This window comes from Vibrio eleionomae (assembly GCF_009874545.1).
Taxonomy (GTDB): Bacteria; Pseudomonadota; Gammaproteobacteria; order Enterobacterales; family Vibrionaceae; genus Vibrio; species Vibrio nitrifigilis.
The window spans coordinates 12,801-28,981 of sequence record NZ_WEKT01000025.1; the positions used below are offsets into that span (position 1 = coordinate 12,801).

The following is a 16,181-nucleotide window of genomic DNA, read 5'->3' on the forward strand; positions in this document are numbered from 1 at the left end:
CTCTTCTAACTATAGAAGAGGCTTTGATTTAAACGAGTAACAACCGGATGAACAATCTAAGAAATTGATTTCTGCGGGGTTGAATAAGCTTTTGCTTAACTGGAGGCTTGAATTTGAGACCGAGGTAACTCTAAGCGAACCAACAAAGAAAGAAACCCCATTGCCGACATCACCCAAAACACATTCGCGCCAAAGTGCTGGAATCCCCACCCACTAAATGACGTCATGATGGCAATGCACAAACCTTGGGCCAAAGCATTATACAAAGACTGCAACGCCACCATACGGCTTTGTGCCGATTGCTGTATGTAACGAATCGCCGCTAAATGAGCAAGCGCATAAGTCAGACTATGCAGTAACTGAACGATCACTAAAGGAATCAAAGCCGTTGTGCTGGCAGTAATCCCCCAGCGAACAATAACAGCAACCGATGAGATCAAAAATAAAGTGCGTACTCCCCAGCCAGCAAAGATACGTTTACTTAGGGCAAAGAGCATCACTTCAGCAACAACACCCAGACTCCAGAGATAACCAATCACATCTTCGGAATAACCTGATTGTTTCCAGTACAGAGAACTCACACTGTAATAGGCGGCATGACTTCCCTGAATTAACGCGACTAACACAAGAAACTTAACAACGGGCCACTCACGCAATAAGTGAAGCAATTTAGGTCTTTCTGCTGCATTAGCGGGTTCAGTATCCAACGGTTTAGGATCTGGCGTTCTTAAGCTCATCATCCATGTGGCAGCAAAACCGAAGATAGCGGTATATAAAATCCAACTACTCCCCCACCCTGTGACCAGGTACCCTACCAAGGTAGAACCAACAATGAACGAAATGGAGCCCCATACTCGCGTTGAACCATAATCGAGAATATTCAATTTGGCATAATAATTCGCCATCGCATCAGGCAACGGCATCATGGGCCCCATGCAAAGATTAAACAGCACGGTTGCTATCGCCATGATCCAAAAGTTACCACCCGCCACAAAATACAGTGAAGCCGCAACAGTGCCTAAAAATGACAACCAGCGCAGAGCAGGCAATATGTAAGAAAGTTTATGAATTCGAGGAGTGATTAAAAGGTTCGAGGCACAGCGGGTAGCAAAACCTAAACCGACTAACGTACCAATATCTGTCGCCGACACACCTTGGGAAGAAAACCACAGTGCCCAAAATGGCAGGTACACACCATAAGAAAAAAAGAAACCGAATAGATACTGCGAAATCCACCCGTAAGGGGATGTATTTTTCATAACAACGTCCTGTCTAAATGAGGTTACATCGCTGCCAAAAGTAAAAAGGCTGATTACGCTAATGAAATATGTTCAGGCGCCAAAGCAAGGGTGGTTGCGATGACGACAAATTATGCAATGGATAGGGTTAATTTCAAAGGGATACTTTAGCAACATGCTGTTTCCAAATAAGAAACTTACATCATTTCCAGTCATGCAGAACACTATTAATCCACCTATGAAACATCCAGCTTAGACCAAAGTCGTCTGGAGAGAGTAAAGAAACACGCCACACTTAAGATCCAATGTTCAAAAGGAGGCCCCCCTCCATGCCAACTAAATTCGACATGCAAACACCCCCTTTTGATCATTTAACAGGGGTGCAACAGAAGCGTTTTCGCGCAGCACTGGATATTGCTTACTATCGAACAGGGCAGATAATTATAGAAGCACAACAACCCGCGCAATATCTCCATATCGTGATAAAGGGGACAGTTGAAGAACAGTCTGCTGAAACCGGAGAAGTATACGCCCACTATACCCATGATGATCTATTTGATGTGCGAGGATTATTTTCCACGTTAACCAAACACAGATACGTAGCTTTAGAAGACACGTTAGTCTATCTTCTACCTAAATCTGTTTTTGCCGATATTTATGGGAATAACGCCGATTTTGCGAATTACTTTGACACCAGCCTTGTTGCTAGACGAGCATTATTAGAGAAAGCCCAACGTCAAAAAAATATTGCTGAGTTCATTCTAACCAAAGTAGATGCTTCCATTTATCACCCACCTTTACTCATTGCGGGCTCAACATCCATTCGAGACACAACCTTAGCGATGAAGCAGCACGAAGTGGACGCTGCCTTAATTCCTATAAACGAACAAGAGCCATTTCCATCTTATGCGATTATCACGCAAACAAACTTATTGCACGCTTTAGTGAGCGAAAAACATTCGCTAGATAGCCCCATTCTTCCTATCGCATCTCAGCCTGTTATCTCGGTTGAAGAAGGCGATTATCTGTTTGACGCCATGGTGCAAATGACGCGCTGTAAAGTAAAACGACTTATGGTGAAACGCCAAGGCCAAGCCGTCGGCCTACTCGATATGACTCAGATATTGAGTACCTTCTCCACACATTCGCACGTATTAACATTAGCTATTGCCAGAGCTAATGATTTAGAGGCGTTAATCGAAGCATCACAAAAGCAGCGCCTACTTGTTGAAAGCCTATTTCAAAGAGGAGTTCGTACCCGTTTTATTATGGAACTGCTCGCCGCGGTCAATGAACAAATTATGGAGAAAGCCTTCCAACTGATTGTGCCACAAGAAAGACAGGCCCAATGCTGCTTTATCGTATTAGGGTCAGAAGGACGTAAAGAGCAAATATTGAAAACCGATCAAGACAACGCATTAATTTTGGCGCAAGACATCGACTGGCCAGAGGTAGAACAGTGTATGGATTCACTCTCCACAGCCATGATTCAACTTGGTTACCCTCCTTGTCCGGGCAAAGTGATGGTGAACAACCCAGAATGGATTCATTCTCAAAACGGTTGGAAAGAACAAATAATGTCATGGTGCTCCCAACGTTCAGCACATGATCTCATGCAATTGGCGATATTAGCAGACGCCCATGTAGTGGCTGGTAATCACGAATTAATTACACCGCTCAAAACAACCATCAAACAATGCACCCAACAGCAAGATGCTCTACTCGCCGACATGGTAAAACCAGCACTTGCCTTTGCCTCTCCTCTCACTTTTTTTGGTCAAGTAAAACAAGGGAAAAAAGGATTAGACATCAAACAAGGGGGTATTTTCCCTATTGTCCATGGCGTTCGTACTCTATCGTTAGAACATGGGGTTGAAGTGACAAATACCTTTGAGCGCATCGAAACTCTGCAGGCTCAGCATATTTTGGAAAAAAACACCGCAGATAACCTCAGTGAAGCTTTAAAATTTTTCATTAAGCTTAGGTTAACCCAACAGTTACAACACGATCATCAAACCCACCTGCTATCACTTGAACCATTGGCTCGGGCCGAACGAGACTTACTTCGACACAGCTTACATGTAGTGAAAAAGTTTAAGCAATGGCTCGCTTACCACTATCAAGTTCGGGAATAAATCATCTAACACACTGAGGTCTGGGAGTGCATATGAATTGGTTAATGCGGCAATACTGGTTACATCATTTAGAAGGCTCGCCTTATCGCTACCTATTTGAAAAAACGACACCTAATGAATATGTTTCACTGGATTGTGAAACCACAAGCTTAGATCCCAATCAGGCTGAGCTCGTCACCATAGCCGCAACAAAAATATTAAATAACCGCATTATTCTCAGCCAGCCCTTTGAAGTCCATTTGAGGCCGCCAACGTCTCTGAATGAAGATTCAATAAAAATCCATCAAATACGCCATCAAGATTTGCATGATGGAATAACCGAGAAAGAAGCACTACAACAGTTACTGGCTTTTATTGGTCACCGTACTTTAGTCGGCTATCATATCCGTTATGATAAGAAGATTCTTGATATCGCTTGCCGTAAACATTTAGGCTTTCCTCTCCCTTACAAACACGTTGAAGTCAGCCAGTTATACCAAGACAAACTCGCCAAACAACTGCCCAATGCGTATATCGATTTGAGTCTAGATTCAATATGTAAACATTTAGAGCTGCCAATCCAAGATAATCACGATGCCCTGCAAGATGCCATTTCTGCCGGACTCATTTTTATCCGTCTCATGAATGGCGACCTTCCGCCACTGCGTTCACAATAAATTCAACAATCACAATGTGATCTGGCTTTTCATACTCCTAAAGTCTAATTGAGCAATTGCACCGATTAGCCAATGTTTATAAGCAAGAAAAATTCCTATTTCACCATCCATAATTCGATTCAAAACATTAGGAATTTGCTGATTTCACAAGGAGAAGGCCATGAGTGATGCTCAAATTTATCCCGTTAAGCCAAATATTAAGGCTTGTACTCACGCGGATAACGATACCTATTTAAAAATGTACCAGCAATCGGTTAACAATCCTGAAAGCTTTTGGGCTGAACACGGGAAAATTGTTGATTGGATAAAGCCCTTCTCTAAAGTAAAACAGACGTCATTTGATACTGGGCATGTGGATATTCGTTGGTTCGAAGATGGCACGCTCAATGTATCTGCCAACTGCATTGACCGCCATTTAAAAGATCATGGGAATGATGTGGCGATCATTTGGGAAGGTGACGATCCAGCCCAAGATGCCAAGATCACGTTTAACGAACTTCATCAGCAAGTCTGCCGCTTTGCTAACGCACTAAAGGCCCAAGGGGTGCGGAAAGGTGATGTGGTTTGCCTTTACATGCCAATGGTGCCGGAAGCCGCAGTTGCTATGCTCGCTTGCACCCGTATTGGTGCTGTTCACACGGTGGTATTTGGCGGATTTTCTCCTGAAGCTCTTGCAGGAAGAATTATCGACTCTGATGCCAAATTAGTCATCACTGCCGACGAAGGCGTTCGTGGTGGTCGCGCCGTACCGTTGAAAAAGAATGTCGACGAAGCCCTCACTAATCCAGAAGTAAAAACCATCAGTAAAGTCATAGTGATGAAAAGAACTGGTGGCTCAGTAGACTGGCACTCTCATCGAGATATCTGGTGGCATGAAGCAACAGCATCGGTTAGCGATCACTGCCCACCAGAAGAAATGAAAGCCGAAGATCCCCTTTTTATTCTCTACACTTCTGGATCAACAGGTAAACCCAAAGGTGTGTTACATACGACGGGCGGCTATCTGGTTTACGCCACGATGACGTTCAAATACGTGTTTGATTATCAACCCAATGATGTTTATTGGTGTACCGCCGACGTTGGTTGGATTACAGGACACACGTATCTCATTTATGGCCCACTTTCGAACGGGGCAAAAACCATTTTATTTGAAGGGGTGCCAAACTACCCACAAACCAGCCGTATGAGTGAAGTGATTGATAAACATAAAGTCTCTCTGCTCTATACAGCCCCAACCGCTATTCGTGCGTTAATGGCCAAAGGAGACGAAGCCATTAAAGGCACCACTCGCTCTAGCCTACGCATCATGGGATCCGTTGGTGAACCCATCAACCCAGAAGCGTGGGAATGGTATTACCGTACAATCGGTAACAGTGAATCTCCCATTGTTGATACGTGGTGGCAAACGGAAACCGGTGGCATTTTAATTACCCCGCTACCAGGTGCGACAGAATTAAAACCAGGCTCGGCAACTCGTCCATTCTTTGGCGTTCAACCTGCCTTGGTTGATAACTCAGGTAACCTTGTTGATGGTGCCAACGAGGGGAACCTTGTGATTCTTGACTCATGGCCGGGACAAATGCGTAGCGTTTACGGCGACCACGACCGCTTTGAACAAACCTATTTTTCTACTTTTAAAGGGATGTACTTTACTGGTGATGGGGCACGGCGCGATAAAGATGGGTACTACTGGATTACTGGGCGTGTCGATGATGTACTGAACGTATCTGGCCACCGAATGGGCACGGCTGAAGTTGAATCGGCATTAGTCTCTTTTGATAAAATTGCGGAAGCCGCCGTGGTAGGTGTACCTCACGACATTAAAGGGCAAGCCATTTATGCTTATATTACGCTTAATGATGGCGTTTTCCCTGATGCTCAACTCCATAAAGAAGTCAAAGACTGGGTACGTAAAGAAATTGGAGCGATTGCAACACCAGATGTTTTGCACTGGACAGATGCTCTACCGAAAACCCGTTCAGGTAAGATTATGCGGCGAATTTTACGCAAAATAGCCACAGGTGATACAGGTAACCTAGGTGATACCTCCACACTTGCAGATCCGAGTGTGGTACAAAAACTCATTACAGAAAAAGATCATTATTCCACTAAATAACAGCGTTTAACTCGTCCATGTCATAAAAACTCCGAATGCTTTGTCATCGGAGTTTTTTATTGGCATTACATCGTATAATTATTAACAATACTCTCATTGTAAGTGCAAAATCCCTCTTTATGAGTATTGTCGTAATGGGGAGAATAAAGAGAAAATATTGCGTTTTATTAGTTACCTATACTAATATCAGCGACCACTCATTGACCAAACTCTTTTTAGCTCTGGCTTGTTCATTCTCTATTGGACCAAACCTTTACCCGTGGCCTCTAACAAAGAGGTCTGAGTTGCTATGTCACTCATAGAGTAAGTATCGAATATCTTCGAGCTAATTAACAAACTAGGAGATTAGACCAGTAAATTGCTGCCATTTGCTGTGAATTAGCTATAATCTTGGTCAATTTTTTAAAATCTAGGGAATTTTGACAATAATTTGAAGTCAAATGCACTATGATGAGGGTATAATTTAAGTTTCATCGACTATAAAGGAAGATAACAGCACAATGACTGCAAAATTACGCATTCTTGTTCTCAATGGACCAAATCTAAATTTATTAGGTTTAAGAGAACCTGCACACTATGGTTCAAACACGTTAGAACAAATTGTCACGACATTACGTGAACAAGCAAAAAAAGCAGACATTGAGTTAGAGCATCTTCAGTCAAACCGTGAGTATGAACTGCTTGAAGCGATTCATCAGGCACACGGTAAAGTCGATTTTATTATTATTAACCCGGCAGCATTTACTCATACCAGTGTAGCACTGCGCGATGCTCTACTTGGCGTAGACATCCCGTTTATCGAAGTGCACCTGTCAAATATTCATGCTAGAGAAGCGTTTCGCCACCATTCTTACCTGTCAGATAAAGCACAGGGTGTCATTTGTGGTTTGGGCGCTCAAGGGTATCAATTCGCTCTGTCGGCAGCGATTCAATCACTGCGGGCAAAGTAAACAATCACTCTGCAGTCCCAATAGCGGGGCTGTCTTATTCACAGATAAAAGAGAAAGAAACAATGGATATTCGTAAAATCAAGAAGCTTATCGAACTAGTTGAAGAGTCAGGCATTGCTGAACTAGAGATTGCTGAAGGTGAAGAGTCAGTGCGCATCAGCCGCCACGGCGTTGCTCCTGCAGCTCCAATTCAGTACGCAGCACCTGCACCAGTTGCTCCTGCAGCAGCTCCAGCACCAGCGGCGGCTCCTGCACCAGCAGCAGCGCCAGCTTCTCAAGAGCCTGCGGGTCACAAAGTGCTTTCTCCAATGGTTGGTACTTTCTACAGCTCTCCAAGCCCAGAAGCTAAATCTTTCGTGGAAGTTGGCCAAAGCGTTAACGTTGGCGATACTCTATGTATCGTAGAAGCGATGAAAATGATGAACCAAATCGAAGCTGATAAAGCAGGCGTGGTTAAAGCTATCCTAGTTGAAGACGGTCAACCTGTAGAATTTGATCAACCACTTGTTATCATCGAATAAGTGGAGCTGAAATCATGTTAGACAAAATTGTCATCGCGAACCGAGGCGAAATCGCGCTTCGTATTCTTCGCGCCTGTAAAGAACTGGGTATCAAAACCGTCGCTGTTCACTCAACAGCTGACCGTGATTTGAAACACGTTCTACTTGCAGACGAAACAATCTGTATCGGTCCTGCACGCAGTATCGACAGTTACCTAAACATTCCACGTATCATCTCTGCTGCAGAAGTAACTGGCGCCGTTGCAATCCACCCGGGTTACGGTTTCCTATCTGAAAACGCAGATTTTGCAGAACAAGTGGAACAGTCTGGTTTTATCTTTATCGGTCCTAAAGCGGAAACTATTCGCATGATGGGTGATAAAGTATCAGCAATCACTGCAATGAAAAAAGCAGGCGTTCCTTGTGTACCTGGTTCAGATGGTCCACTAGACGGCGATGAAGCGAAAAACAAAGCTCACGCAAAACGCATTGGCTACCCAGTTATCATCAAAGCATCTGGTGGCGGCGGCGGTCGTGGTATGCGTGTTGTTCGCAGTGAAGGTGAACTGATTAACGCTATCGCAATGACTCGTGCAGAAGCAAAAGCGGCGTTCAACAACGATATGGTTTACATGGAGAAATACCTAGAAAACCCTCGTCACGTTGAAGTTCAAGTGCTTGCTGATGGTCAAGGTAATGCTATCCACCTAGGTGAACGTGACTGCTCAATGCAACGTCGCCACCAAAAAGTTGTGGAAGAAGCACCAGCACCTGGCATCACTGAAGAAATGCGCAAATACATCGGTGAACGTTGTACTCGTGCTTGTATAGAAATCGGTTACCGCGGTGCAGGTACTTTCGAATTCCTATACGAGAACGGTGAGTTCTACTTCATTGAAATGAACACTCGTGTTCAGGTTGAACACCCAGTAACTGAAATGGTTACCGGCGTCGACATCATCAAAGAGCAACTTCGCATTGCTGCTGGCCAACCTTTGTCATTTACTCAAGATGATATTAAGATTCGTGGCCATGCCGTTGAATGTCGTATCAACGCAGAAGATCCTGAGCGTTTCCTACCTTGTCCAGGTACAATCGATATGTTCCATTCACCAGGTGGTATGGGCGTTCGTTGGGAATCGCATATTTACTCAGGTTATACCGTTCCTGCATACTACGACTCAATGATCGGCAAACTGATTACTTTCGGTGAAAACCGTGATGTTGCTATCGCACGTATGCGTAACGCATTGAATGAAATGATTGTTGAAGGAATTAAAACTAACGTGCCACTACAACAATCAATCATGTTGGATGAAAACTTCCAACATGGTGGTACCAACATTCACTATTTAGAGAAAAAGCTCGGCCTTCAATAAGCCGTTCATAATACTCTAGATAAAAAGGTCACCTTAGGGTGGCCTTTTCGTTTATTAAAAGGAAGATAAGATGTCAAAGCTCTCTGACATTTATCGCCAAGCACATAAAGAAGCAGCCATGGCCTTAGGCCTTGCTGTGCTTTATTTTGTTTGGTGGTACACCACAGCCTATGGTTTGGCCCCAGCTTTAGGAGATACATCCATGCCTGCCCTTATATGGGGTATGCCAGTATGGTTTTTCTTCTCATGCTTGATTGGACCGATTCTATTTACTGTATTGTGTTATTTAATGGTGAAAGTGTTTTACAAAGATGTTCCACTAGATATTGCCCCTGAAGAGGACGACCATGAATAGTGAACTGATTATTCCATTGATCATTTACCTGATAGCGGTATTTGCTTTGGCAGCGTTTACTCGTCGTTTCAAAAGCAAAAGTCACTTTTTAAATGAATACTTTGTTGGTGGCCGCAGCATGGGTGGCTTTGTTTTAGCTATGACGTTAGCTGCAACATATGCGAGTGCCAGTAGCTTTATCGGTGGACCAGGAGCTGCATACAAAATGGGGCTCGGTTGGGTTTTGCTGACCATGATCCAATTACCCGTAGCCTGGTTAACGCTTGGCGTCTTGGGTAAAAAGTTCGCCATCGAAGCGCGTCGCCATAATGCAGTAACCGTTAACGACATCCTCTACGCTCGCTTTAAAAGCCGTGCTGTCGTGATTCTTGCTTCGGCTTCACTCTTGCTCGCTTTCTTTGGCATCATGGTCGTGCAATTTGTCGGCGGTGCACGCTTGTTGCAAACCGTAACTGGCCTTCCCTACCAAGAAGGGCTGTTCATCTTCGCCTTTACCGTAGGACTTTACACCACGATTGGTGGCTTTAGAGCGGTGGTACTTACCGATACTGTGCAAGGCATTATGATGCTCATCGGTACAGTTGCCCTACTTTATGGCGTGATTCATGCTGGTGGCAGCGTGGGTGATTTAGTAAAAAAACTGCACGATATCGATCCTTCTTTAGTCACACCATATGGTCCTCATGACTTTCTCAGCCAGCCCTTTATTTTAAGCTTTTGGGTCTTAGTCTGCTTCGGTGTGATTGGTCTACCTCATGCAGCAGTTCGCTGTATGTCCTATCGTGATAGTAAATCGGTCCATAAAGGCATGATCATCGGTACTGTTGTGGTGGCTCTGTTAATGTTTGGAACTTCCCTCGCGGGCGCACTGGGACGGGCTATTGTTCCAGATGTTGGTAGCCCGGATCAGATCATGCCCACACTGATGATGACCGTCTTACCACCTGTTGTAGCTGGAATTTTTCTTGCGGGCCCAATGGCTGCGATTATGTCGACCATCGACTCGCAGTTGATTCAAGCGTCAGCAACCCTGTTAAAGGATCTATACATCAACTATATCAATCCGAAGGTTGTCGAAGGTGCTAATGGCGAACGAAAACTGAATCGTTTATCGCTATGGGTAACAGGTATTTTTGCCCTACTGGTGTTCTTTGCCGCCACGAATCCCCCAGATATGATCATCTGGATAAACTTAATGGCCTTTGGTGGATTACAAGCCGCATTCTTATGGCCACTCGTACTCGGTCTATATTGGAAAAAAGCCTCAGCCACCGGCGCTCTAAGCTCAATGGTGGTCGGTCTAGCCGTGTTCATTTTATTGAGCTGGTTAAAACCCGATATGGGTGGCGTGCATGCCATCGTGCCAACTCAAGTCATGAGTTTAATCGTCTTTGTTGTCGGAAGCTTACTCAAGCCGGCGCCAGCACGGGTCGCGATTGAAGCAGCCTAATAACATAACTCATTGATACTATTAAACGGAGCCTCGAGCTCCGTTTTTTATTCTACTCATCATCGTGTGGATAAGATGCCATCAGTAAAGGGATCTGATAAACTTCGCCCCCTAATTCCTAATGAGAGTCTTGTAAGATGCCTTGGATTCAAATCAAGCTAAACGCTACCAACGAAAACGCTGAAAAAATCGGCGATATGTTAATGGAAGAGACAGGCGCTTTGTCTGTGACGTTTCTTGACGCAAAGGATACTCCAGTTTTCGAACCTATGCCTGGTGAAACCCGCCTTTGGGGGGATACCGATATCCTTGCACTGTATGATGCTGAAATTGATACCAACCTAGTATTAACTCAGATCCAGGGTAGCCACTTATTGGCAGAAGACTTCGCTTACAAAATCGAACAGATTGAAGATAAAGACTGGGAACGTGAATGGATGGACAACTTCCACCCAATGAAATTCGGTGAGCGCTTATGGGTATGTCCTAGCTGGCGTGATATCCCAGAACCAGAGGCTGTAAACGTGATGCTCGACCCAGGTCTTGCTTTCGGTACAGGTACTCACCCAACCACAGCGCTATGCCTACAATGGTTAGATAGCTTAGATCTTAGCGGTAAAACTGTGATCGACTTTGGTTGTGGCTCAGGCATTTTAGCCATTGCTGCCATCAAACTTGGTGCGGCTAAAGTCATCGGTATCGATATCGACCCACAAGCGCTACAAGCGTCTCAAGACAACGCAGAGCGCAATGGCGTAAAAGACCAAATAGAGGTCTACCTTCCTAAAGATCAGCCTGAGGGGCTGGTTGCAGACGTTGTAGTGGCTAATATTCTTGCTGGCCCATTGCGTGAACTTTCACTAGTGATTAAAAGCTTAATCAAACCAAATGGTCAACTGGCTATGTCCGGTGTATTAGATACGCAAGCTGAAGATGTGGCGAATTACTACCGCGATGAATTGGATATTGAACCAATTATCGAGATGCAAGAATGGTGTCGCATCACAGGTCTCAAACACAGCTAGATAAAGGTTTGTACGCTAATTGTTTGAAAAATAGACAATTTACAAAAACAATTTGTAAATGCTCAAATATTAGGCTTTTCACGCAGTAAAAAAATGCGTAAAATGCGCGCCCTTGCTGGTACAGAACTGTGAAGACGTTTTGAAAATCGGAAACTATCAACTCAAGAACAATCTAATCGTTGCCCCTATGGCAGGAGTTACAGACAGACCATTTCGTGAGTTGTGTCTACGGTATGGAGCAGGAATGGCCGTCAGTGAAATGATGTCTGCGAATCCAGCTCTATGGAAAACGTCGAAGTCAAAAAATCGCATGGTGCATGAGGGCGAATCGGGCATTCGTTCTGTGCAAATTGCTGGAAGTGACCCACAGCTTATGGCCGAGGCAGCCCAATTTAGTGTCGAGAACGGTGCTCAAGTCATCGATATCAACATGGGTTGCCCAGCAAAAAAGGTGAATAAAAAGCTAGCTGGCTCTGCACTGCTGCGTTATCCCGATGTCATCGAAGACATCTTGAAAACGGTAGTGAATGCAGTCAATGTGCCTGTCACATTGAAAACGCGAACTGGCTGGGACACAGAAAACAAAAACTGTGTCTATATCGCTAAATTAGCCGAAGACTGCGGCATACAAGCGTTAGCGCTCCACGGACGCACTAAAGCCTGCATGTACAAAGGGGAGGCGGAATACGACAGCATTAAAGCGGTCAAGGCAGCCATCAACATTCCGGTTATCGCTAACGGTGATATCGATAGCCCGGAGAAGGCCAAGCACGTACTGGAGTACACCGGTGCAGACGCTTTAATGATTGGACGTCCTGCCCAAGGACGCCCGTGGATTTTTCAGGAAATCCAACATTTTTTGGAAACCGGCACCACGATGCCTCAACTACCGAATTCGGAAGTGAAAGACATCATGCTTGGTCATGTACAAGCTCTGCACCAGTTTTATGGTGAGTATCTTGGCCCTCGTATCGTGCGTAAGCACGTCGGGTGGTACTTAAAAGAACATGAACAAGCAAGTGAGTTTCGCCGGACCTTTAACGCCATCGAGTCAGCGCCGCTGCAACTAGAGGCGCTCGAAGGTTATTTTGATAACGTTGCATAAAATTAAGAGAAGAGCTAGACCGAATATGTTCGAACAAAATCTGACTTCAGAAGCTTTAACAGTAACAACAGTAACTTCACAAGATCAAATCACGCAAAAACCATTACGTGATTCCGTTAAAGCATCTCTTAAAAATTACCTTGCTCAATTAAACGGTCAAGAAGTAACAGAACTTTACGAATTAGTTCTAGCTGAAGTTGAACAACCATTACTAGACACTATCATGCAGTACACTCGCGGTAACCAAACACGCGCAGCAACGATGATGGGTATCAACCGTGGTACTCTTCGTAAGAAGCTAAAAAAATACGGCATGAACTAAGAATTAAATTCTAAGTTATTGAATCAAAAGGACTTAACATTAATTTGGCAAGTCCTTTTTTATTTAGAACCCACAGAAAGACCCACATAATCCCCCTCTAATTGATTAATTACCCCTCAAAATTTCTCATGCGAAAGTCTAAATCACCACACCTTAAAATTTTTACAGAAAAATAAGCCAAAAACTTAGGACACTGAGGACATCAGGACAAGACTTTGAATATAAAGGATATTTTACTGTCCTAAGTTGGAGAGGTGTCCTAAGTCATTTAGGACACTTGGGGAAATTGGCAGTAAGGTGACTAAATTGAAACTGGACATTTTCGTGTCAGTGATAACACTAAATTAGTAACGTACGGATTACTAAAAGTATGGAAAATCACGCAACCAAATGTGTCGTTCTAGTGATAAGGAACAGCTACATGAACTCATTATTATCAATTTTAAGGTTACTTTTGATAAACTCGATAAATGATGAAATTCTCAGAGATGTTGCTGAGTTTTTATAGTAAATGGCATGAATGGGTTGCTCTATTATGAGAGAAGAGTCCTTAAACAGCTCTACCAAACTGCCATTTTTCCTATCTCTATATGTCATAAAATCAGATAAGCATGCAATGCCTGCTCCACTTAACGCTAAATGTCGAATTACCTCGCCATTATCTGCTTGTAAGTTACTTGTTGCTTTAAATACCTTATCGTTTTCGTCCATGAGTGGCCAATTTTTCAGAATTTCAGGCTTGCGAAACCCCAATAGCCTATGGCTGGATAGTTCATCAATACGACTTGGTGCACCAAATTTTTCCAGATACTCAGGGCTAGCCACAATGCGTATTCTGCTGCTACCGAGAAATACCGCTCTCAATGTTGAATCTTTAAGTTCACCAATGCGGATAGCGATATCCGTTTGTTTCCCGACTAAATCAATATTTTCTTCGCTTGTATTAAGCTCGATTTCAACGTCAGGATAAAGTGCCTGGTAATGGCTAATACAAGGTGCAAGCCCGTGAATTGCGAAGGGTGTCGCAGCATTAATTCGTAAAAGACCTGAAGGCTTATCTTTTTGGATTCTCAAACGCTCCTCAGCTAAATCAACATCTTCGAGTATTCTTCGAACTCTTTTGAGATAACCCCTTCCTTCCGATGTAACACTCAACCTACGAGTAGTACGACTCAATAACGTAGTTTCGAGCTTTGTTTCTAGCCTTGAGATAGTTCTGCTCACTGCTGCTGGTGTAACAGAAAGAATTTCTGACGCCCCTCGTACTGTTCCTGTATCTACAACAGCGACTAGTGCCTTCATCTCATCCAAAGTCGATTTCATTCGTTACCTTATGTAAATTCAAATTTGATTAATGTTAACTTAAACGAACATATCCTACCAAGTAAAGTTAGTACTCACAGTGACAACAACATAAAAACTTTGGAGACGTTATGTCAGTACCTTCATTTGGTGTAGGCACTTTTCGCTTAGAGGGCGAAGTGGTAAAAAATTCAGTATTAAACGCATTAGAAGTTGGCTATCGCGTGATTGATACTGCTCAGATCTATGGTAATGAAGCGAGCATTGGAGAAGCATTAGTTGAGTCAGGCGTACCTAGAGAAGAGTTGTACATCACAACCAAAATCTGGGTAGACAATATGTCTAACGCTAAACTCATCCCAAGCCTCAAAGAAAGTCTAGAAAAGCTACAAACGAACTATGTGGATTTAACGCTCATTCACTGGCCTGGTAAGAATGAAAATATCGAAGAGTATATGCAGGCTCTACTTGAGGCAAAGTCCCTTGGGTTAACTAAAGAAATTGGGGTGTCAAATTTCAATATCGAGCTATTAGATAAAGCCTTTGATGCAGTTGGCAAAGAAAATATTGCTACAAACCAAATTGAACTAAGTCCTTACTTACAAAACCAAAAATTAGTCTCATATATGCGAGAAAAAGGCATAAAAGTCACCTCTTACATGACATTAGCCTATGGTGAAGTTTTAAAGGACCCTTTGATTATTGATATTGCAGGGAAGTACAAAGTGACACCAGCGCAAATCGTGTTGGCGTGGGCATTAGCCAAAGAATTTGCCGTCATTCCTTCGTCAACCAAACGCGAAAATCTCATCAGCAACTTGCAAGCACAGCAACTCCAACTAACGAGTGAAGATCTGGATTTGATCGATGGTCTTGAACGTAATGGGCGTCAAGTGAGTCCAGATGGTCTTGCACCAAAGTGGGATGACTAAAATGAGCAATATATTGATAGTCAACGGCGGCAAACAATTTGCTCACTCCGCAGGAGCACTCAATAATAGCTTGGTCGAACTCGCTGAAAGCTATCTGACCGAGTTGAACCATGACGTCAAAGTTTCTGAGGTCGATACTGGATACGACATAGAAACTGAGATCGAGAAATGGTTATGGTCCGATGTTGTTATCCATCAAAATCCAGCGTGGTGGATGGGGATACCATGGATTGTCAAAAAGTATATTGATGAAGTGTTTACCATTGGTCATGGTCGTTTGTATCAAAGCGATGGTAGAACACGAAGTGATAGCAACAAAAATTATGGTTCAGGTGGTTTAATTCAAGGTAAAAAGTATATGCTTTCGGTTACATGGAATGCCCCACAAGAAGCTTTTACTGATCCTTCTCAGTTTTTTGAAGGGGTAGGCGTTGATGGTGTGTACTTACCATTTCATAAAGCGCATCAGTTCTTGGGAATGTCTCCTTTGAGAACATTTATGTGTAATGATGTCATAAAAAATCCTCAGATAGAAAATGACTTTGAAAGGTATAAAGCACACTTGAAGGACGTGTTTTCAAGTTAATCTAGAACGATACCGTCACCTTTGGGCTACACCTGCTTGTTTCGGGATTCTAAACTACCCATCCTCTTATAGTCAGGGAGGGTGGGTATCTTGGTAATACCGCATGATAATGAACTAAACATGCATTAGA

At 43.6% G+C, this 16,181-nt stretch carries 15 protein-coding genes; 13 read left to right on the plus strand and 2 right to left on the minus strand.

The window, feature by feature from the left end; genetic code table 11:
• Positions 1-95: 95 nt before the first annotated feature.
• Positions 96-1,259: a 3-phenylpropionate MFS transporter gene (locus F9817_RS13550; protein ID WP_161156407.1), complete on the minus strand. Its 1,164-nt coding sequence runs from the start codon at positions 1,257-1,259 to the stop codon at positions 96-98.
• A gap of 308 nt (positions 1,260-1,567) precedes the next feature.
• Here F9817_RS13550 and F9817_RS13555 point away from each other — a divergent pair, with 308 nt between their 5' ends.
• The 11 genes from F9817_RS13555 (at position 1,568) to fis (ending at position 13,231) form a co-directional block, all read left to right on the plus strand.
• Positions 1,568-3,373 carry a DUF294 nucleotidyltransferase-like domain-containing protein gene (locus tag F9817_RS13555; protein ID WP_161156409.1) on the plus strand — a complete coding sequence of 602 codons (1,806 nt, stop codon included), beginning with the start codon at positions 1,568-1,570 and terminating at the stop codon, positions 3,371-3,373.
• 32 nt (positions 3,374-3,405) lie between these two features.
• Positions 3,406-4,029 (plus strand): 3'-5' exonuclease, encoded by a 624-nt coding sequence (locus tag F9817_RS13560; protein ID WP_161156411.1) that lies wholly within the window; start codon positions 3,406-3,408, stop codon positions 4,027-4,029.
• Positions 4,030-4,189: 160 nt separating this feature from the next.
• Positions 4,190-6,145 (plus strand): acetate--CoA ligase, encoded by a 1,956-nt coding sequence (acs, locus tag F9817_RS13565; RefSeq protein WP_161156413.1) that lies wholly within the window; start codon positions 4,190-4,192, stop codon positions 6,143-6,145.
• Between the two features lie 500 nt (positions 6,146-6,645).
• The gene (gene aroQ / locus F9817_RS13570) at positions 6,646-7,095 is read left to right on the plus strand and encodes a type II 3-dehydroquinate dehydratase (protein WP_161156415.1); all 450 of its coding nucleotides are present in this window, start codon (positions 6,646-6,648) and stop codon (positions 7,093-7,095) included.
• A gap of 62 nt (positions 7,096-7,157) precedes the next feature.
• Entirely contained in the window at positions 7,158-7,616 is a 459-nt protein-coding gene (gene accB, locus F9817_RS13575; protein ID WP_161156417.1) for an acetyl-CoA carboxylase biotin carboxyl carrier protein, read from the plus strand.
• Positions 7,617-7,630: 14 nt separating this feature from the next.
• Positions 7,631-8,974: an acetyl-CoA carboxylase biotin carboxylase subunit gene (gene accC, locus F9817_RS13580; protein WP_161156419.1), complete on the plus strand. Its 1,344-nt coding sequence runs from the start codon at positions 7,631-7,633 to the stop codon at positions 8,972-8,974.
• Between the two features lie 70 nt (positions 8,975-9,044).
• Positions 9,045-9,329, plus strand: coding sequence for a YhdT family protein (locus tag F9817_RS13585; protein WP_161156421.1), 285 nt, complete (start codon positions 9,045-9,047; stop codon positions 9,327-9,329).
• Complete coding sequence (gene panF, locus F9817_RS13590; RefSeq protein WP_161156423.1) at positions 9,322-10,779, plus strand: sodium/pantothenate symporter; 1,458 nt, start codon at positions 9,322-9,324, stop codon at positions 10,777-10,779. Before F9817_RS13585 ends, panF begins: the two co-directional genes overlap by 8 nt.
• Before the next feature lie 137 nt (positions 10,780-10,916).
• Positions 10,917-11,804 carry a 50S ribosomal protein L11 methyltransferase gene (gene prmA, locus F9817_RS13595; protein ID WP_161156425.1) on the plus strand — a complete coding sequence of 296 codons (888 nt, stop codon included), beginning with the start codon at positions 10,917-10,919 and terminating at the stop codon, positions 11,802-11,804.
• 139 nt (positions 11,805-11,943) lie between these two features.
• Positions 11,944-12,909: a tRNA dihydrouridine synthase DusB gene (gene dusB / locus F9817_RS13600; protein ID WP_161156427.1), complete on the plus strand. Its 966-nt coding sequence runs from the start codon at positions 11,944-11,946 to the stop codon at positions 12,907-12,909.
• Between the two features lie 25 nt (positions 12,910-12,934).
• A complete protein-coding gene (gene fis, locus F9817_RS13605) occupies positions 12,935-13,231 on the plus strand; it encodes a DNA-binding transcriptional regulator Fis (RefSeq protein ID WP_000462885.1) in 297 nt (98 codons plus the stop codon).
• Positions 13,232-13,648: 417 nt separating this feature from the next.
• Here fis and F9817_RS13610 read toward each other — a convergent pair whose 3' ends face one another.
• Positions 13,649-14,554 carry a LysR family transcriptional regulator gene (locus F9817_RS13610; RefSeq protein ID WP_161156429.1) on the minus strand — a complete coding sequence of 302 codons (906 nt, stop codon included), beginning with the start codon at positions 14,552-14,554 and terminating at the stop codon, positions 13,649-13,651.
• A 110-nt stretch (positions 14,555-14,664) separates the two neighbouring features.
• On the opposite strand from F9817_RS13610, the gene dkgB reads away from it, so the two are divergent.
• Positions 14,665-15,465, plus strand: coding sequence for a 2,5-didehydrogluconate reductase DkgB (dkgB, locus tag F9817_RS13615; RefSeq protein WP_161156431.1), 801 nt, complete (start codon positions 14,665-14,667; stop codon positions 15,463-15,465).
• A gap of 1 nt (position 15,466) precedes the next feature.
• Positions 15,467-16,051: an NAD(P)H-dependent oxidoreductase gene (locus F9817_RS13620; protein ID WP_161156433.1), complete on the plus strand. Its 585-nt coding sequence runs from the start codon at positions 15,467-15,469 to the stop codon at positions 16,049-16,051.
• The last annotated feature ends 130 nt before the right edge of the window (positions 16,052-16,181 follow it).